We start from the raw sequence: 18,602 nt of genomic DNA, 5'->3' as shown, positions 1-18,602 counted from the left end.
ACGTCTCAGATGGCGGGGCAATACAGGAAAACAAGGGCCTTGGAAAGAAGGGAGTTTTCGCCCTTCAGAGACCGCAATCCGGGGTCGTGTGGATCAGGGTCGGACCATCGGCAGAGAGTGCCTCGGCAACGGCTTTCTGGAACGCGGCCTTGCTGCGGGGCGCGGCGGAACGGGCGCCGTAGGCCTCGGCCAGTTTGCAGAAATCCGGGTTGCGCTGGATCACCGCGTTGGGCGCGATCTGGGCGGCAACCATGCTGGCCTCGATCTCTCCTAGCTTGCCGTTGTCCCACAGGATGATCGGCAGGGTCAGGCCCAGTTCCACCGCGACGCCCAGTTCTTGCAACGTATACTGGAACCCGTAGTCCCCAGCGATAGCGACCACGGGCCGGTCCCCGACCCCGATCTTGCCGCCGATGGCCGCAGGCAGGGCATAGCCCAGCGTGCCAAATCCGAAGGGGTGATGCCACAACCCCGGCGCGGGCATCGGCCAGACCTCTTTTGACGCGTAGGCGAATTGGGTCATGTCCGAAAAAATCATCGTATCGGCGGGCAGCGCCTCGCGCAGGGCGTCGGCCACGGGCAGGATGCCGGGGCGCTCGGCCTCGATCTCGGCCCGCCATTTGGCGCGGGTGGCGGCGACGTCAGCGGGGGACCATCCGGTCGCGGGCGAGGCGGGCTGATGCGCAAGCGCGCGGCAGAATTCCACCGCGCCACAACGCACGCGGGCGTCTTGCGGGCGGGCATTGGCCAGAACCTCGGCGTCAATATTCACGATCACCGCCTCGCAATCATGGCCCGGGGTGTCGCGCCAGATGTCCACCTCGGCCAGATCGGTACCGATGGCAATCAGCAGGTCCGCCTCGGCCAGAACCCTTGCGCTGTCGGGGCGGGCAAGGGAGGCGCCGAAATGCAGCGGATCATCGGCGTCAATGATCCCCCGTCCGGCATAGGTGGTGAAAGAGGCTGCGCCATACCGGCGGGTCAGCTCTCGCGCTGCGGGGGCCGCGTCACGGGCACCGCCGCCAAAGATGAACATGGGTTTTTTGGCCGACGCCAAAAGCTGTGCGACCATCGCCACATCCGCGGCGTGCGGTTCACGCAGATCAAAGGGCTGAGCGAAATGGCGGGCAAAGGTGGGGGCGTCCGCCTCGAGCAGCGGGATCGGCACCGACAGGTGTTTCGGCCGGGCGCGGTCTGTCCCGAACTCCGCCAAGGCCCGGTCGATCAGGGCATAGGCCGCCTCTGCCGTTCGCGCCGTTTCGGACCAGTCGCAGACCGTGCGCGCGGCCCCTTCCTGATCCTTCATCTGGTGCAACTGGCCGCGCCGGGCCGATGTTTCCGCAAGGCAGGACGAAAGGACAAGCATCGGAACGGAATCGGAATAGGCCTGCCCCATGGGCGTCATGATGTTGCACAGCCCGGGCCCGGTGATGACATAGCAAACGCCGGGCCGTCCGGTGGCACGGGCATAGCCATCGGCCATGAATCCGGCCCCCTGTTCGTGGCGAGCAAGGACATGGGTCAGCCCGGCCTCTTCGATGCCGCGATACATTTCCTGATTATGGACGCCGGGGATGCCAAAGATCACTTCGACCCCGCGGTCCTTCAGCATATGGGACAGTTGTGCGCCAAGCGGTCGTTGCATGGTTTAGGCCCTCCAGAACCGGGGTAGAAGCAGAACAAAGACGGACACGATTTCAAGCCGTCCCAGGATCATTCCGCCGATCATCAACCACTTGGCGGCATGGGGAAAGGTGTTGACAGCCCCGGACGGCCCGACCTCGGGTCCGAAGACCGGGCCGATGTTGAAGATGGATGTCCATGCCCCGGTAACGGCCCCGATGAACGACAGGCCGGTCATGCCCATCAACACGATCAGCACCCCGAAGCTGAGGATGAAGCAGGTGAACAGAAGCATGATGGAATCCAGCACTTCGGCATTCACGACCCTGCCTTCATATTTGACGGAAACCACCCGGCTGGGGCTATACATCCGCCGGACCTGCGCGGCGATGGCCCGCAGCATGATCTGGTAGCGGAACACCTTCACCGAACAGCCGGTGGAGCCCGAGCAAGCCCCGATGGCACCGACACAGAACAGGATCGCGAAGGGGAACGGGCCCCAGGCCATTACATCCCCGTCGCCAAAGCCCGTGCCGGAAAAGATCGAGACGACATTGAACAGGGTGCTTCGGAAGGTCTCTTCCGAGAACTCGCCATTGGCGGACAGGCGGTAGACCACGATGAGCGCCACCGCGTAGGCGGACCAAACAACGTAGGCCCGGACTTGCCCGTCCTGAAAGAGCGGCTTCGCCGTGCCATGGGTCAGTTGCAGCAGCCGGATGAAGGGGACACCCGCAAGGATCATGAAGACCACGGCCACATATTGCGGTGCCCCCGGGAAGGCCGCGAAGGAGGCGTCGGTCGTCGAAAACCCACCCGTTGCGATGGTGGTGAAGGAATGGACGATGGAATCCTGCGCGTTCATTCCCGATGCGAAATAGGCCAAGGCACAGATCAAAGTCAGCGCCACATAGACCCCAAGCAGCCCTTTGGCGATGTCGATCGCGCGGGGCAGCGATTTGCCGAAGGTGTCGAACCCCTCGGACTGAAAGAACTGCATCCCCCCAACCTTCATTTCCGGAAGGAAAATCAGGGCGACGATCACGATCCCGAGGCCGCCCAGCCATTGCAGGATCGCCCGCCACAGGTGGATGCCGTAGGAGTGTTCCTCCAGCCCGTGAATCGCGGTGGCGCCGGTGGTGGTCATGCCGGAAACCGCCTCAAACATCGCGTCGACAAGCGCGAGGTCGGTTTCCCCGAAAATAAAGGGCAGCGCGCCAAAGGCGGGCAGGGCAACCCAGGCGCCGGTCGTCAGGATGAAGGACAGCCGGACGTTAAAGCCCGATGCGGCCCCATTCGCACAGGACAGTGCCAGCGCGACACCCGCCATGAAGGTGATGACAGAGGTTTGCAGGAAGGTCTGCCATTCCGGATCGCCTTCGATCAGGTCGAAGGCCAGCGGTGCCAGCATGGCCACGCCCATCACGGCCACCAGAAGGCCAATCACATATCCGACAGGGCGAAGGTCCAGCATGGGCGAAGGCTTGGCCGGGGGCGGCGCGGGTGTCAAGCGCGATGGCGGTCCAGACGGTGGTGGAGAAGCGGGATACGCCGCCCGGCAACGGTTTCCGATGCCACGTCGCCAACCCGTTCGGCGCCCATTCTTTCATAAAACGGGGCGGCAAACGGATCGCTTTCGATCCGCAGAAAAGGGGCGCCGGCGGCCCGCGCGGCCTCAAGCGCATCATGGTAAAGCGCCGCGCCATGACCCTGCCCCAGCGCGTCGGGGTCCACGAACAGCCGCACCAGTTCGGCGATGCCGCTGCCGAAAGCCACCTGCGATACTGCGACCGGCACGCCATCCACCTCGGCCACCATCACGCGGCCGCCGTCGATGTCATCTTCGGTGACGATCAACTCGGGCAGACAGGCCGCCATAAAGGCCTGATCATAGCCCCAATGCGCCTTTGACCGGATGCACAGCGCCGACAGGTCGTCCAAATCGTCAACCGTGGCCGGCCGAAGAACCCGCGTCGGATCAGCCAACGTGGAACAGGGTGTTGAACAGCTTCGGGTCAAGGCTTTGCGAGGCAAAGGTCTCGCCTTCGGTCAGAACGCTGACGGCGTCGTGGCTGTGCAGGCTTTCCTGATGGCTTGCGATCACCCGGAAATCCCCGATGCGTGGGTCTTTCTGAAGCTGTTCAGCGAACAGCCGGGCGGCGTCCTCGACAAAGATCGGGTTCGCGGCATTCAACTCGGCAAAAGCCTGTTCGTCCTCGCGTTTGACCATAACCTGGGTCTCGGTCGGCACGGCGACGCGGGCCATGTCGATCAGGTCTTCGAACCAAAGGCACTTGCTGCCCGGTTCCAACGCGACAGAGACGCGCGCCACCGACCGTTGGGAATGGGGGGTGGCCAACTGGCCTCGGAACTGACGGGCATGTTCGGACAGCTCCAGCGAACAGGGGCAGGTCGACGAATAGACATAATCAAGATGCACGATTTCCTTGCGCACCCCGTTTTGTTCCACCAGCTCAAGCGCGATGTCGTAATACTGGAACCCTTCCAGCCCCGACCGCAGCGATTTCACCTTCATCGGAAAGGAGAACCGCATCTGGATGCGGGCGTCGAAACTGTCGAGATCAGCCTTGTAGGCATCCAGCGCCCGTTCCACGACGGCGAAGGAAAACGTTTCTTCGGCGTATTTGTAGAAGCTGCGCATGATCCGGGACATGTTGATGCCCTTCTTGCCCGCCTCAAGGCTGACGGTGCCGGTGACGCTGGTTTCCAGGGTCAGGTCGCCATTGTCGCGGGTGTGAAATCGGATCGGCAGGCGAAAGTTGGAAATGCCAACATGCTGGATCTGCCGCTTGGCGCCCTTGATCAGGCTTTCTGGCCCGTTCTGAAGGTCGGGCATCGACGCCTTGTAATCGTCGTCGACCACGAAATCCTCGGGGTAGGCGCGGGCAAGGGCCGGATAGTTCGACACTTCCTGTCCGGGGATCAGGCGGCTGACCAGCGGGTCCAGCGTTGCCACCTCTTCGGGGGTCACGCCCCCGGCCCAACGCCGAAGCAGCGCAAGCGCGGTTTCGGCTTCGTCCCGGGTGGGATCCCGGTCGAGGTCAACAGAATGGATGTTCATGGCAGCCCCCTTCGGCGGTGCGACAGATGCCACTATATGGCGAACCGACGACAGTTTTCCAACAAAAGCGGAATCTTTACGCCGGAAAGCGCCGTTCGGATCAGTTTGCGGCGTCCAATGCGCCCTTCAGATCGGCCAGCAGATCGTCCGCGTCCTCAAGGCCGACACTGAACCGGATCAGGCCCGGGGTGATCCCAAGCGTCACTTTCTGGTCGTCGGACAGGCGCTGGTGGGTGGTCGTTGCCGGATGAGTCGCAATGGATTTCGCATCACCAAGGTTGTTCGAGATCACGGCGATCTGAAGCGCGTTGAGGAATTTGAAAGCTGCGTCCTTGCTGCCCACGTCGAAGGACAAAACCGTGCCGCCTGCGCCCATCTGCGATTGGGTCAGCCCATGCTGCGGGTGCCCCGGCAGGCCGGGATAAAGGACCGAGGTCAGACGACCATCGGCGGCAAGCTCCTCGGCCAGTTTCTGCGCTGTTGCGGCCTGCGCCCGGACCCGCAGGTCCAGCGTCTCTAGCCCCTTCAGCATCAGCCAGGCCGAAAACGGCGACAGCGCCCCGCCGGTGTGTTTGAGGTAGGGTTCAACCGTCTTGCGGATGAAGTCCTTGGTGCCAAGGATCACACCACCCAAGGCACGCCCCTGCCCGTCGATATGCTTGGTCGCCGAATAGACGACCACATCTACGCCCAATTCGATCGCGCGGGAGAACACCGGGGTCGCAAAGACGTTATCGACGATCACCGTCGCCCCGACCGCGTGGGCAAGGTTCGCGACCGCGCGAATGTCGATCACCTCAAGCGTCGGGTTGGACACGCTTTCAAAGAAGACGGCCTTGGTGTCTGGGCGGATCGCGGCCTTCCACTGGTCAAGATCGGTTCCGTCGACAAAGGTCACCTCGACCCCGTAGCGGCCAAGGATTTCTTCGAGGATGTATAGGCACGAGCCGAACAGCGCCCGGGCCGACACGACATGGTCGCCTGCTTTCAGAAGGGACGTCAGTGCGCCATTGACGGCAGCCATGCCGCTGGCGGTGGCAAAGGCATCTTCGGCGCCTTCCAGTGCGGCAATGCGTTCTTCAAACATGCGCACGGTCGGGTTGCCATAGCGGGCATAGATGAATTCATCTGGCCCAGACTGCAGGAAACGGGCCTCGGCCTGTTCGGCGCTGTCGTAGACGAACCCCTGCGTCAGGAAGATCGCCTCGCTGACTTCGTTGTATTGGCTGCGGCGGGTGCCGCCGTGCACCGCCTTGGTGCGTTTGTTCCATTCTTCCATGTGCCCGGTTCCTTTCGGCCAACAAAAAACCCCGACACCGGCAAAGGTATCGGGGCGCGTGGCCCGTCTCCTCTTTAGCGGCATGTTTAACGTGGCCCGCAATCCGGTACAAATCGCCACATGGGCGAAATACGCCCGGCAGGGGGTTCTGGTCAAGCGTCTGCACGCCGAAGTCCCAAAAAGGAAACGCCCGCCGGGGTGCGGCGGGCGTTCCATCGGAAACCTTGTTTCCCTTAGCGGCGGATGCCGAGGCGCTGGATCAGCGACTGGTAGCGCGCTTCGTCCTTGGCCTTGGTGTAGTCCAGCAGCTTCCGGCGCTGGGCGACCATCATCAGAAGGCCACGGCGGCCGTGGTTGTCCTTCTTGTGGGTCTTGAAGTGTTCGGTCAGCGTGTTGATCCGCGAGGTGAGGATCGCAACCTGGACTTCCGGCGAACCGGTGTCGCCTTCCTTGGTGGCGAATTCCTTGATCAGGCGGGTCTTTTCTTCAGCCGTAATCGACATCGGGGTCTCCTTTCAGAAACAAAGGGTTATGGCGCAAGCCGGGATGTCGTCCAGCAGGGCCCATGGAGGTCACCCCCGCGACGGAATCGCGAAGATGGGTGCGGATAGTCGATATCCTCTGAAAAAGAAAGGGGTTTGTGGGCTTTGCCGGGCCGGTGTCAGGTCTGGATCAGGGTCACGTTGGCCGGATCGAAGGACTCGTTGCCGGACAACAGGGCTAGTTCCGCCCCATCCGCGTAAAGAACCAGCGCGCCCGGTTCTCCTCCGATTGTGATCACCGGTGCCGGGCCGTCGCCATCGTAGTAGATCTCGATCGAATCCTCGCCAATCGTGAAATCCGCGATGACAGCGGCGGCAGACGACCCGGCGGTGAGGGCGAATATGTCATTGCCACCGCCGCCATGCAGCTGGTCGAAGGCGCCGCCGATCAGCAGGTCATTGCCCAGACCGCCGTTGACGAAGTCCATTTCCTGAACGGTGGTGTCGCGCCCGTCGACAATGTCGTCGCCGCTGCCCCCGAACATCTGGTCGAACCCATCACCACCGATCAGCGTGTCGTTCCCGAGATTGCCCATCAGGTTGTCGTTCCCGGCGCCCCCATCAAGGTAGTCGGCCCCGTCGCCTGCTGTAATGTCGTCCGAACCGCCCTGACCATACATCAGGTCGTCGTCAACATGGCCGAACAGGTTGTCGTCGCCGTCCCCACCTGTGATCGTGTCACCTTCGCGGCCGCCGTGAAGATCGTCATTGCCCGCGCCGCCGTCGACCGTGTCCGACCCATCGGCCCCATCGACATAGTCGTCACCATCGCCGCCAAGCAGGCTGTCATCCCCATTGCCGCCGCTGATCGTGTCGTCGCCACCCGCGCCATCGACGAAATCGTTGCCATCGCGGGCGTCGATAATCTCGTCATCGTCGGTTCCGATCAGGTCGTCGTCGTCATCCGTCCCTTCGATCAGGGGCAGCATTGCCATCCCAACAAAAGCGACACCCAAAAACGCAAGCAATGCAATCATTTGACCAACTCACCCGATGCTGTGCGGCAGGGCGCACATCCACCAAAGATACCCCCACTCCACGCCTTCTACCCCAAAATTCATCCAAATGGGTTAACGGCGCCAAGTATCACGCGGGCCAGATATCCGGTTGTGTGTCGTATCCGATGTAAAGCGGGTGTTTCGGGTGTCCGGCCTTGGTCAGGCCAAGCGAAAACAGCGGCCGATTGGTGGCCCGAAGCAGGGCCTCTACCGCCGGTCCGCGATCAAGGTGGTCACCATGCGCCCCCCAGGCGCAGATGATCCGGTCATGGTCGTCTCGGATCCAGTCCAGCGCACTGTCTCGGATCGCGGCATCGTTTCCGGGGCCGATCGGATCGGCAGCGGCCCGCATCTTCTTGGGGTCGGTGTCGCGCCAGGCAAAGATATTGGTTACCCGGAACGACCCGAACCCAAGCGTTCGGGCCCGGCGTTCGCAGCGTTCCACCGTCGGGTCGTTCTGAACCTCGGTCGCGGTCGAGGGGTTCAACATCACGAACAGCGCCCGCGCGCCTGCTGCGTCCCACGTCCGGGTCAGGGTATAGCGGTAGCGTTCGCAGGGCGAATAGACGGCGATGGAATGGGCGTCGCCCTTTTGGTGGGTGCGGGTGATCATGGCGCGACACTATCGTCCCGCCGCCCCATCGCAAGTGCGGATCGGGCGGTTTCCACTTTCCTTGGTCGCGCCCGCCGCATAAATCGGGCGCGACCAAGGAGACCCGCAATGATCGACCTGATCATTTTTGACTGCGACGGCGTGCTGATCGACAGTGAAGTTCTGTCCGCCGACGCCATTATCGAAGAATTGGCGAAGGTCGGGATCGAGATCGACCGCGACTATGTTCGCGAAAACTTTCTTGGTCGCAGCTGGCCGACCGTCGCCGCGACGATCCGGCGCGAACATGCCGTGCCCCTGCCCGAAGACTTCGAGCAGCGCTATCGGAACATCCTGCTGGAGCGATTCACGACCGATCTTCGACCGACCGAGGGGGTGTCCGACATGCTGTCGTCGCTGGATATCCCCTTCTGCGTCGCCACATCGTCCAGTCCGACGCGTGTGCAGCGCTCGCTTACCATGACGGGGCTGTCCGGGTTCTTCGAAGGACGGGTATTCACCGCGTCCCAGGTTGAACGGGGCAAGCCGGCGCCAGATCTTTTTCTGTTGGCTGCCAAGACCTTGGGCGCCGATCCCGCCCGCACCCTGGTGATCGAAGACAGCCTGCCGGGGCTTCAGGCGGCGCAGGCTGCGGGGATGCGGATGCTGGCCTATTGCGGCGGCGCGCATATGGCGGGACGACCACCCGCGGCGGGCTTTGACCTGCGTGCCTTTGACAAATGGACCGATTTCCCGCACCTCATAACAGAGATCAAGGAAAGAGGTGAGGTCCAGTGAGCGTCGGACGCTTTACCCCCGAAACGACCCGTCTGGACGACGCCGCCCGCGCCGGGTGGCTGTACTATGTGGCCGGCAATACCCAGGACGAGATCGCCCGAAAGCTGGGGGTCAGCCGCCAGTCGGCCCAGCGTTTGGTGGCCGTTGCCGTTTCGGAACGGCTGGTCAAGGTGCGCATGGACCATCCCATCGCGCGCTGCATGGATCTGTCGGGGGCGTTGCGTGACCGGTTTGGGGTAGACTTCTGCGAGGTGGTGCCCTCTGACCCGGATGCGCCCGGCCTTCTGACCGGGGTCGCCATCGCGGCGGCGGTAGAAATCGAACGTGTTCTGAAACGGGACGAACCGCAGATCGTCGCGCTGGGCACCGGCCGGGCGCTGAAAGCGACCGTTGAACAGGTGGGTCGGATGATCTGCCCAAACCACAAGATCGTGTCGCGGCTGGGTAACGTCATGGAAGACGGCGCGGCCACCGCCTATAACGCGACGATCCGGCTGGCCGAACGGGTCGGCGCGCCGCATTATCCCTATGCGCTCCCGGTGCTTGCCGCCGATCCCGAGGAGCTGGCCCGCCAGCACGCGCAGGCGGCCGTTCGCAACACTGTCGCCCTTGCGCAGCGGGCGGACCTGACGCTGATCGGTATCGGCCAGATGGACGAAACCGCGCCGATGTTCGTCGATGGCTTTTTGACGCCAAAGCAACATGCGGAACTTCTGGCCGCGGGTGCCGTCGGCGAGATTACGTCCTGGGTCTATGACGCAGAGGGGCAGGTCATCGACCATGATGTGACGGCGCGGGTCACCTCGGTTCCGCTGCCCGTTGCGCCGGGCCACAGGGTGATCGGGGTCGCCGTCGGGCGGCCCAAAGTGCCCGCGATCATCGCCGCGCTACGGGGTGGCTTGATCAATGGTTTGATCACGAACGAAGCCACGGCCGAAGCGATCCTGGCCAAATCGGCCTGAACGAACTCCATAAATTTCAACGCTGTATCGGTCCTTTTCGCTTGTCGGAAAGGTCCCCCCTTGACACGACTCGGTCATTTAGTGAGTATTTGCTCACTGACTAAGCAAATGCCCAAGTCGGGCATATGGGAGGAAATATGACCAAGACATTCCGCGCCCTTCTGGGCGCCACCGCGCTGTGTTCTGCTGGTGCGATCGCCTCGGCCGAGACGATCACCATCGCAACCGTGAACAACGGCGACATGATCCGCATGCAGGGTTACACCGACCAGTTCACCGCCCAGACAGGCATCGAGGTCGAGTGGGTGACGCTGGAAGAAAACGTTCTGCGCCAGCGTGTGACCACGGACATCACCACCAAGGGTGGCCAGTTCGACATCATGACCATCGGCATGTACGAAACCCCGATCTGGGGCTCGAACGGCTGGCTCGTCCCGCTGAACGATCTGTCGGCTGAATACGACGTGGACGACATCCTGCCCGCGATGCGTGGCGGTCTGTCGCACGACGGCACGCTCTATGCCGCCCCGTTCTACGGCGAAAGCTCGATGGTCATGTATCGCACCGACCTGATGGAAGCCGCCGGTCTGGAAATGCCCACCGCCCCGACCTGGCAGTTCATCCGCGAAGCCGCGGCCGCCATGGACGATCCGGAAAACGACATCAACGGCATCTGCCTGCGCGGCAAAGCTGGCTGGGGTGAAGGCGGCGCCTTCATCACCGTGACCGGCAACTCCTTCGGCGCCCGTTGGTTCGATGAAGACTGGAACGCCCAGTTCGATCAGCCCGAGTGGGCCGACGCGCTGAACTTCTATGTCAGCCTGATGAACGACTACGGCCCGGATGGCTATGCCACCAACGGCTTCAACGAAAACCTCTCGCTGTTCCAGCAGGGCAAGTGCGGCATGTGGATCGACGCCACCGTTGCGGCATCCTTCGTGACCAACCCCAACGATTCGACCGTGGCCGACAGCGTGGGCTTCGCCCTCGCCCCGAACGCGGAAGGCGTTGAAAAGCGCGCCAACTGGCTCTGGGCGTGGGCCCTTGCCATCCCGGCCGGCACCCAGAAAGAAGCTGCCGCCAAGCAGTTCATCGAATGGGCAACCTCGAAGGAATACATCGAGCTGGTCGCGGCCAACGAAGGCTGGGCGAACGTCCCGCCGGGCGCGCGGACCTCGCTCTATGAAACTGCCGAATATCAGGCCGTTCCCTTCGCCCAGATGACCCTGGACTCGATCAACGCGGCTGACCCGACCGACCCGACCGTCGATCCGGTTCCCTACGTCGGCATCCAGTTCGTGGCCATTCCGGAATTCGCGGGCATCGCGACCGAAGTGAGCCAGGAATTCTCGGCGGCCTATGCTGGCCAGCAGTCGGTGGAAGAGGCCCTTGCCAAAGCGCAGGCCATCACCAACGAAGCAATGGAAGCAGCGGGCTACCGTTAAGCTTCTCCCAGTGCCGGGGGGCGGTTCGCGCCGCCCCCCGGGATTTCCCACCTTCGTGCTATCATCGTTGACAAGGTTTGGTTCGGGCCCCTTCGCCCGTCGATAGAGGAAGTGCGCCATGGCGACCCAACATTCACGCTCTGCAGCCCGCCTGATGATGGCCCCGGCCGTAATGCTCCTTCTCGGATGGATGCTCGTGCCGCTGATCATGACACTTTGGTTTTCGTTCCGGCAGTATCTGCCGTTGCGGGGCGGGGATCAGGGCTTTGTCTGGTTTGACAACTACGTTCGGTTCATCAGCTCCAGCGCGTTCTGGCCAGCCGTGCAGACAACGCTTGTCATTGTCCTTGGCGTTCTGCTGATCACCGTCATTCTTGGAATTCTTCTGGCGATCCTTCTGGATCAGCCGCTTTGGGGGCAGGGGGTCGTCCGGATCCTTGTCATCGCCCCGTTCTTCGTGATGCCGACCGTATCGGCACTGGTCTGGAAGAACATGTTCATGGACCCGGTCAACGGGCTGCTGGCGCACTTGTGGCGCGCCTTTGGCGCCGACCCGGTGGTCTGGCTCAGCGATGCGCCGATCCTGTCGATCGTGATGATCGTGTCCTGGCAGTGGCTGCCCTTTGCCACGCTCATCCTGCTGACCGCGATCCAGTCGCTGGACAGCGAACAGCTTGAAGCCGCCGAAATGGACGGTGCGCCGGTGCTGAAACGGTTCTGGTATATCGTCTTGCCACACCTGTCCCGCGCGATCACCATCGTGATCCTGATCCAGACGATCTTTCTTCTGTCGGTTTTCGCAGAAATCTTCGTGACCACCGGGGGCGCCTTCGGCACCCGGACCCTGACCTACCTGATCTTCCAGCGGGTGCTGGAAAGCCAGAACGTTGGCCTTGGGTCTGCTGGTGGGGTCTACGCAATCATCCTTGCCAACATCGTTGCCATCTTCCTGATGCGCATCGTCGGCAAGAACCTGGACGCTTGAGGAGTTAGACACATGGCACGTTCTGTTACCCCTCGGCGCAAGGCCCTCAACACCCTGATCGCATGGGCGGCTGGTCTGCTGATCTTCTTCCCGATCCTCTGGACGATCCTGACCAGCTTCAAGACCGAGGCGCAGGCCATCGCCGCACCGCCGATCTTCCTGAACTTCGACTGGACGCTGGAAAACTACGCCATCGTGCAGGAGCGGTCTGACTACATGCGGTTCCTCTGGAACTCGGTGATTATCGCGGGCGGCTCGACCATCCTTGGGATCATCGTCGCGGTTCCGGCCGCTTGGTCCATGGCCTTTGTGCCGTCCAAGCGGACCAAGGATATCCTGCTGTGGATGCTGTCGACCAAGATGCTTCCGGCGGTTGGTGTGCTCTACCCGATTTACCTGATGTTCATCCAACTGGGGCTGCTGGACAGCCGGATCGGGCTTGTCGTGGTGCTGATGCTGATCAACCTGCCGATCATCGTCTGGATGCTTTACACCTACTTCCGCGAAATCCCCGGCGAAATCCTTGAAGCGGCCCGGATGGACGGCGCCTCTCTCAAGGCCGAGATCCTCTATGTTCTCACGCCGATGGCGGTGCCGGGGATTGCCTCGACCATCCTTCTGAACTTCATCCTCGCCTGGAACGAAGCCTTCTGGACGCTGAACCTGACCGCCGTGAACGCGGCGCCGCTCACGGCCTTCATCGCCAGCTACTCCAGCCCCGAGGGCCTGTTCTTCGCGAAACTCAGCGCGGCCTCGACCATGGCTATCGCGCCGATCCTGATCCTTGGCTGGTTCAGCCAGAAACAACTTGTCCGCGGCCTGACCTTCGGCGCGGTGAAATAAGGGGACCTGACATGGGACGCATTACACTTGAAAAAGTGACCAAAAGCTTCGGCGATGTGCAGGTCATTCCGCCGCTGGACCTTGAAATCAATGACGGGGAGTTCGTGGTCTTCGTCGGGCCGTCGGGCTGCGGGAAATCGACCCTGCTGCGGCTGATCGCCGGGCTGGAAGATGTCACCTCGGGCACGATCAGCATTGACGGCAACGACGCGACTTCCGTTCCTCCTGCTAAGCGGGGGCTGGCAATGGTGTTCCAGTCCTACGCGCTGTACCCGCACATGTCGGTGCGCAAGAACATCGCCTTCCCGATGCGGATGGCGGGGCTGGATCAGGCGGAACAGAACCGGCGGATTGAAAGTGCAGCAAAGGCGCTGAACCTGACCGACTACCTTGATCGTCGGCCCGGCCAGTTGTCGGGCGGGCAGCGGCAGCGGGTCGCCATCGGCCGTGCCATCGTCCGGGAACCGGCCGCCTTCCTGTTCGACGAACCCCTGTCCAACCTCGACGCCGCCCTGCGGGTCGGAATGCGGCTGGAAATCTCGGAACTGCACAACCGCCTTGCGACCACCATGGTCTATGTGACCCACGACCAGGTGGAAGCGATGACCATGGCCGACAAGATCGTCGTGCTGCGGGCTGGCAATATCGAACAGGTCGGCAGCCCGCTGGAGCTGTATCGCGAACCGCGCAACACCTTTGTCGCCGGATTCATCGGCAGCCCGAAGATGAACCTGATCGAAGGGGCCGAAGCGGCAAAGCATGACGCGACCACAATCGGCGTGCGGCCTGAACATATCTCTGTCTCCGCGGCCGAAGGGCTGTGGGAAGGGACCGTCGGCGTGTCCGAACATCTTGGGTCCGATACCTTCTTCCATGTGCATGGCACCGGTCTTGCCGATGCGATCACGGTCCGCGCGGGCGGTGAAGTTCACATGCGTCACGGCGACAAGATCTTCCTGACCCCGGACCCGGAGAAGATCCATCGGTTCGACCAGAATGGATTGCGCATCGGATGAAACGGCTGGATGGAAAGACCGCGCTGATCACTGGCTCGGCGCGGGGGATCGGGCTTGAGTTTGCACGGGCCTATATCGCCGAGGGCGCGCGTGTCGCGATCTGCGACATCAACCTTGGCGCGGCACAAGCGGCCGCGACCGAGCTGGGTGATGCGGCCATGGCCGTCCATCTGGACGTCACCGATCAGGCATCCATCGACACCTGCGTCGCGGCCGTGGAAACTGCATTCGGCGGCATCGATATCCTGATCAACAATGCGGCGCTGTTCACCGCCGCTCCGATCGTCGAGATCAAGCGCGCCGATTATGACCGGGTGTTTTCGGTCAACGTGGCCGGAACGCTGTTCATGATGCAGGCAGTGGCAAAAGGCATGATCGCGCGCCAACGCGGCGGCAAGATCATCAACATGGCCAGTCAGGCCGGGCGGCGCGGCGAAAGCCTTGTCGCGGTCTATTGCGCCACCAAGGCTGCGGTGATCAGCCTGACCCAATCGGCAGGGCTGAACCTGATCGAACATGGCATCAACGTGAACGCAATCGCCCCCGGGGTGGTCGACGGCGACCATTGGGACGGTGTCGACGCGTTCTTTGCAAAATACGAAAACAAGGCGCCCGGACAGAAGAAAAAGGAAGTCGGCGAAGCCGTGCCATTCGGGCGGATGGGTCGCGCGGATGACCTGACCGGAATGGCCATCTTCCTTGCCTCGAAAGAGGCCGACTACATCGTCGCCCAGACCTACAACGTCGACGGCGGAAACTGGATGAGCTGATGAAAGACTACGGTGGAAGCGAGGCCCGCATGAAACTCTGCAACGCGACACTGGGCCAATTGCCCGACGGGATCGACCGGCCCCGCTATGATCGGTCCGCGCTGTCCGCCGGGATCGTTCATATCGGGCTTGGCAATTTCCACCGCGCCCATCAGTCGTGGTATCTGCACCGGCTGATGCAGCAAGGGGTGGCACTGGATTGGGCCATCGTCGGCGCGGGGGTCCGCCCCTATGACGAAGCGATGCGCCAACGGCTTGCCGCGCAGGACTACCTGACCACGCTGATCGAACTGGACCCGTCGGGGCAATCGGCCGAGGTGGTCGGTTCGATGATCGACTATGTCCCGATCGTCGAAGGGAACGGCCCGTTGATCGACCGGATGTCGCAGGCCGATATTCGCATCGTTGCTCTGACCGTGACCGAGGGCGGGTATTATATTGATCCCGTGACCAAAGGGTTCGACGCGGCGCATCCCGATATCGTGCATGACGCGGCCAATCCGGACAGCCCCCGCACCGCCTTTGGCGCCATGGTGGCCGCGCTGCGCCGCCGCCGCGACACGGGCATCGGTCCCTTCACCGGACAAAGCTGTGACAATCTTCAGGGCAACGGCGCGATTCTGCGGCAGACCGTCGTGTCGCTCGCCCGCCTAAGCGATCCGGCGCTTGCCGACTGGATCGACGCCGAATGCAGTTTCCCCAATTCCATGGTCGATTGCATCGTGCCCGCCACCGGTCCAAAGGAACTGGACCTCGTCCGGAGCCTCGGGATCGAGGATGACGCGCCCGTCACCCACGAGAATTTCCGCCAATGGGTGATCGAGGATGATTTCTGCGCGGGCCGCCCGGAGTGGGACAAGGCCGGGGCGACCTTCTCGGATCATGTGCACGACTATGAGACGATGAAGATCCGCATCCTGAACGCGGGCCATCAGGTGATCGCCAACCCGGGAGAGATTCTTTCGGTGGAAACCATCGCGGGCTGCATGGCGCATCCGCTGATCGGCGGGCTGTTCCGCAAGGTCGAGATGGAGTCGATCGTTCCCCATGTCCGGCCCGTGCCCGGCATGACGCCCGAAAGCTATGTCGATCTGATCGCGCGGCGGTTCTCCAACCCGTCCATCGTCGACACCACGCGCCGGGTCGCCTTCGACGGATCGTCGCGGCACACGGGGTTCCTGCTACCGCTGGTGCGCAGCGGCCTCGCGGCCGGTGTATCGGTCGACGGACTTGCGCTGGTCGAGGCCCTTTGGGCGCGGATGTGCGAAGGCACCCGCGAGGATGGCAGCGTGATCGAACCGAACGACCCCTTCTGGGACGCCCTGCAAGCCAAGGCGATCGCGGCAAAGTCCCGCCCCGCCGCATGGCTGGAACAGGCGACCATCTATGGCGACCTGGCTGAAAACGACGTCTTCGCATCGGCGTTTGCCCGTCACCTGTCGACGATCTGGGCAGAAGGGACCGAGGCGGCGATCCGCGCCTATCTGGGATAATCCGCGCCCGGCAGGCGCAGGGCCAGCCGATCCATCAGGCGGGGGTGCAACGCCCCGCCCGCGACAACCCCGTCGACCTTTGGCACGGGGTTGTTGAACCGCAAGGGATTGCCGGACCTGTCTGTGGCCCAGCCGCCCGCTTCTTCGATGATCAGGCTTCCTGCGGCGATGTCCCATTCCCAACTGGGGCGCAGCGTCAGCATCGCATCGAACCTGCCGTTGGCCACAAGACACAGGCGATAGGCCAATGAGGACCGGAAACTGCGTTTGAAGTCCGGCGGTGTGCCGTCCTTCCAATGTTCCGGCGCAAGGTTCGGCCGGGTGGCCAGAACGTCGGCCGACCTGATAGAGGTCTGCGTCGAAACCTTGATGCCCAACCCGTTCCGGGTGGCCCCGCCGCCCCGAGAGGCCGCGAACATTTCATCCCGAACCGGCATGTAGACTGCCGCCGCCGTGACCTGCCCATGCCGCACCACCGCCAGCGAATGACCCCAATCCTTGCTGCCCTCGATAAAGGCGCGGGTTCCGTCGATCGGGTCGACGATGAACAGCGTGTCGGAATAGAGCCGCGCGCCGTCGTCCTCGGTCTCTTCCGACAGCCAGCCATAGTCGGGGCGCGCCGCGCACAGGTGATCCCGCAACATGCGGTCAACGGCCAGATCGGCCTCTGTCACCGGACCGGCGTTGTCGTCCTTTTCCCAGATCTCCGGATCTGCCCGAAAGTGGCGCAGGGCAATGTCGCCCGCCGCGCGCGCCGCGCCGACCAGCAGATCAAGGTCACTCTCCGGCAAGCGTCATCCCTTCGACCAGAAGCGAGGGAACGACCCGGCTCAGGTGCGGGCGGGCGTCATTGGCGGGGATGATCCGCAGCAGCATGTCCCGCAGGTTGCCAGCGATGGTGCATTCATTGACCGGATAGGCGATCTGCCCGTTTTCCACCCAGAAGCCCGAGGCCCCGCGCGAATAGTCGCCGGTGTTGGGGTTGATCGTGGACCCGATCATCGAGGTGACCAAGAGCCCGGTTCCCATGTTTGACAGAAGCTCTGCGCGGGACTTGTCCCCTTGGGTCAAGGCCACGTTCGTAACGGTTGGGGACGGTGGGCTGGATGTGCCGCGCGCCGCATTCGCGGTGCTGTCCATCCCCAACTTGCGGGCCGTGGCAAGGTCCAGCGTCCACCCCGTCAGCACCCCGTCATCGACAATCGCCCGCCGGGTGGTGGGCAACCCTTCGGCATCGAACAGACGCGAGGCAGAGGCGCGGGGGCGGTGCGGGTCTTCCAGCAGCGACAGACCCTTGGGCAAGACCTGCTGCCCTAACCCGTCGCGCAGCCAGCTTGACCCCCGTGCAATCATCGTGCCGTTGATCGCCTGCAACAGGTGCCCGACCAACGAATTTGCGATCCGCTCATCAAACAGAACCGGATAGCTGCCGGTCTTGGGCCGTCGCGGGTTCATCCGCTCGACCGCCCTTTGCCCGGCGCTTTGGCCAATGTCTTCGGGGCTGCGCAGGTCAGCCTGAAAAATGCGACTGTCAAAATCGTAGTCGCGTTCCATTCCGGCGCCGCTGCCGCTGATCGCAACGCAAGACAAGCCCCGGTCGGACCGTTCATAGCCCGCCGAAAACCCGTTCGACGCGGACAGATGCACCCGGCGGCGGCCATATCCGGCAGACGCGGACTGGACTTGGCTGACGCCGTCGATAGCGCGAGCGGCGGCCTCCGCCCTCGCCGCGTCGTCCTGAAGCGTCGCAGGGTCCGGTTCGTCGGAGGGGTCAAACAGTTCAAGGCGCGCGGTGTCCAGATCGGTCGCCAATTGGTCCGGGTCCGCGAGGCCGGAGTGGATATCTTCGGGCGCTTCACGGGCCATGGTCACGGCACGTTCGGCCATCTGGGCGATGGTTTCGGGCCGCACGTCCGAGGCGGACACGACCGCCTGCCGTTTGCCCAGAAGGACGCGCAGGCCAAGTTCGATCCCTTCGGACCGCTCTGCCTGTTCCAAGACCCCGTTGCGGACGTCGATGTTGATCGAGGTTCCATCGACAGCAAGCGCATCGGCGCTGTCCGCCCCGGCCTTTCGGGCCGCTGTCAGAAGCTGGTCGGTCAGGTCGGCAAGCGAACGGGTCATCGGCAGGATCCTTTCATCGGCTCAGACCTAGTGCCTGCCCGCCGGACCTG

Annotated in this window: 18 protein-coding genes and 1 riboswitch; of the genes, 8 read left to right on the top strand and 10 right to left on the bottom strand. The window is 63.0% G+C overall.

Annotation, left to right across the window (positions count from 1 at the left end):
• Positions 1-64: 64 nt before the first annotated feature.
• The 8 genes from EU803_RS08505 to EU803_RS08470 all read right to left on the bottom strand — a co-directional run bounded on the left by EU803_RS08505 (position 65) and on the right by EU803_RS08470 (position 8,137).
• Positions 65-1,645 carry a thiamine pyrophosphate-binding protein gene (locus EU803_RS08505; protein ID WP_129681782.1) on the bottom strand — a complete coding sequence of 527 codons (1,581 nt, stop codon included), beginning with the start codon at positions 1,643-1,645 and terminating at the stop codon, positions 65-67.
• A gap of 3 nt (positions 1,646-1,648) precedes the next feature.
• Entirely contained in the window at positions 1,649-3,097 is a 1,449-nt protein-coding gene (locus EU803_RS08500; RefSeq protein WP_129681780.1) for a TrkH family potassium uptake protein, read from the bottom strand.
• Between the two features lie 32 nt (positions 3,098-3,129).
• A complete protein-coding gene (locus EU803_RS08495) occupies positions 3,130-3,609 on the bottom strand; it encodes a GNAT family N-acetyltransferase (RefSeq protein ID WP_165352803.1) in 480 nt (159 codons plus the stop codon).
• Positions 3,602-4,705, bottom strand: a complete 1,104-nt coding sequence (gene folE2, locus EU803_RS08490) for a GTP cyclohydrolase FolE2 (RefSeq protein WP_129681776.1) — start codon at positions 4,703-4,705, stop codon at positions 3,602-3,604. The genes EU803_RS08495 and folE2 overlap by 8 nt, the downstream gene beginning before the upstream one ends.
• Before the next feature lie 100 nt (positions 4,706-4,805).
• On the bottom strand, positions 4,806-5,984 hold the full coding sequence (gene metZ, locus EU803_RS08485; RefSeq protein ID WP_129681774.1) for an O-succinylhomoserine sulfhydrylase: 1,179 nt from the start codon (positions 5,982-5,984) through the stop codon (positions 4,806-4,808).
• Positions 5,985-6,037: 53 nt separating this feature from the next.
• A riboswitch (SAM riboswitch) is annotated at positions 6,038-6,114 on the bottom strand.
• Positions 6,115-6,217: 103 nt separating this feature from the next.
• Positions 6,218-6,487 carry a 30S ribosomal protein S15 gene (gene rpsO, locus EU803_RS08480; protein ID WP_129681772.1) on the bottom strand — a complete coding sequence of 90 codons (270 nt, stop codon included), beginning with the start codon at positions 6,485-6,487 and terminating at the stop codon, positions 6,218-6,220.
• 158 nt (positions 6,488-6,645) lie between these two features.
• Positions 6,646-7,461, bottom strand: coding sequence for a calcium-binding protein (locus tag EU803_RS08475; protein WP_165352802.1), 816 nt, complete (start codon positions 7,459-7,461; stop codon positions 6,646-6,648).
• Positions 7,462-7,612: 151 nt separating this feature from the next.
• Complete coding sequence (locus tag EU803_RS08470) at positions 7,613-8,137, bottom strand: DUF1643 domain-containing protein (RefSeq protein WP_129681768.1); 525 nt, start codon at positions 8,135-8,137, stop codon at positions 7,613-7,615.
• 108 nt (positions 8,138-8,245) lie between these two features.
• Between EU803_RS08470 and EU803_RS08465 the strand changes: the two genes are divergently transcribed.
• The 8 genes from EU803_RS08465 (at position 8,246) to EU803_RS08430 (ending at position 16,428) form a co-directional block, all read left to right on the top strand.
• Positions 8,246-8,914, top strand: coding sequence for an HAD family hydrolase (locus EU803_RS08465; RefSeq protein WP_129681766.1), 669 nt, complete (start codon positions 8,246-8,248; stop codon positions 8,912-8,914).
• A complete protein-coding gene (locus tag EU803_RS08460) occupies positions 8,911-9,876 on the top strand; it encodes a sugar-binding transcriptional regulator (protein ID WP_129681764.1) in 966 nt (321 codons plus the stop codon). The genes EU803_RS08465 and EU803_RS08460 overlap by 4 nt, the downstream gene beginning before the upstream one ends.
• Before the next feature lie 137 nt (positions 9,877-10,013).
• The gene (locus EU803_RS08455) at positions 10,014-11,321 is read left to right on the top strand and encodes a sugar ABC transporter substrate-binding protein (RefSeq protein WP_129681762.1); all 1,308 of its coding nucleotides are present in this window, start codon (positions 10,014-10,016) and stop codon (positions 11,319-11,321) included.
• 118 nt (positions 11,322-11,439) lie between these two features.
• A complete protein-coding gene (locus EU803_RS08450) occupies positions 11,440-12,306 on the top strand; it encodes a sugar ABC transporter permease (RefSeq protein WP_129681760.1) in 867 nt (288 codons plus the stop codon).
• A 12-nt stretch (positions 12,307-12,318) separates the two neighbouring features.
• A complete protein-coding gene (locus EU803_RS08445) occupies positions 12,319-13,149 on the top strand; it encodes a carbohydrate ABC transporter permease (RefSeq protein ID WP_129681758.1) in 831 nt (276 codons plus the stop codon).
• Positions 13,150-13,160: 11 nt separating this feature from the next.
• Positions 13,161-14,165, top strand: a complete 1,005-nt coding sequence (locus tag EU803_RS08440) for an ABC transporter ATP-binding protein (protein WP_129681756.1) — start codon at positions 13,161-13,163, stop codon at positions 14,163-14,165.
• A complete protein-coding gene (locus EU803_RS08435) occupies positions 14,162-14,935 on the top strand; it encodes an L-iditol 2-dehydrogenase (protein WP_129681754.1) in 774 nt (257 codons plus the stop codon). The genes EU803_RS08440 and EU803_RS08435 overlap by 4 nt, the downstream gene beginning before the upstream one ends.
• A complete protein-coding gene (locus EU803_RS08430) occupies positions 14,935-16,428 on the top strand; it encodes a mannitol dehydrogenase family protein (protein ID WP_242494320.1) in 1,494 nt (497 codons plus the stop codon). The genes EU803_RS08435 and EU803_RS08430 overlap by 1 nt, the downstream gene beginning before the upstream one ends.
• Here EU803_RS08430 and EU803_RS08425 read toward each other — a convergent pair.
• Both EU803_RS08425 and EU803_RS08420 read right to left on the bottom strand, forming a co-directional pair.
• A complete protein-coding gene (locus EU803_RS08425) occupies positions 16,416-17,219 on the bottom strand; it encodes a 3'(2'),5'-bisphosphate nucleotidase CysQ (RefSeq protein WP_129681752.1) in 804 nt (267 codons plus the stop codon). The two genes, EU803_RS08430 and EU803_RS08425, sit on opposite strands and share 13 nt — an antisense overlap.
• The gene (locus EU803_RS08420) at positions 17,206-18,552 is read right to left on the bottom strand and encodes a TldD/PmbA family protein (protein ID WP_129681750.1); all 1,347 of its coding nucleotides are present in this window, start codon (positions 18,550-18,552) and stop codon (positions 17,206-17,208) included. The genes EU803_RS08425 and EU803_RS08420 overlap by 14 nt, the downstream gene beginning before the upstream one ends.
• Between the last annotated feature and the right edge of the window lie 50 nt (positions 18,553-18,602).

Origin of the sequence: Loktanella sp. IMCC34160, assembly GCF_004145845.1 — a bacterium.
In the GTDB taxonomy this organism is placed as follows: Bacteria; Pseudomonadota; Alphaproteobacteria; order Rhodobacterales; family Rhodobacteraceae; genus SELP01.
The sequence above is the reverse complement of the archived record's forward strand: the minus strand, read 5'-3'. Positions and strand labels throughout refer to the sequence as shown.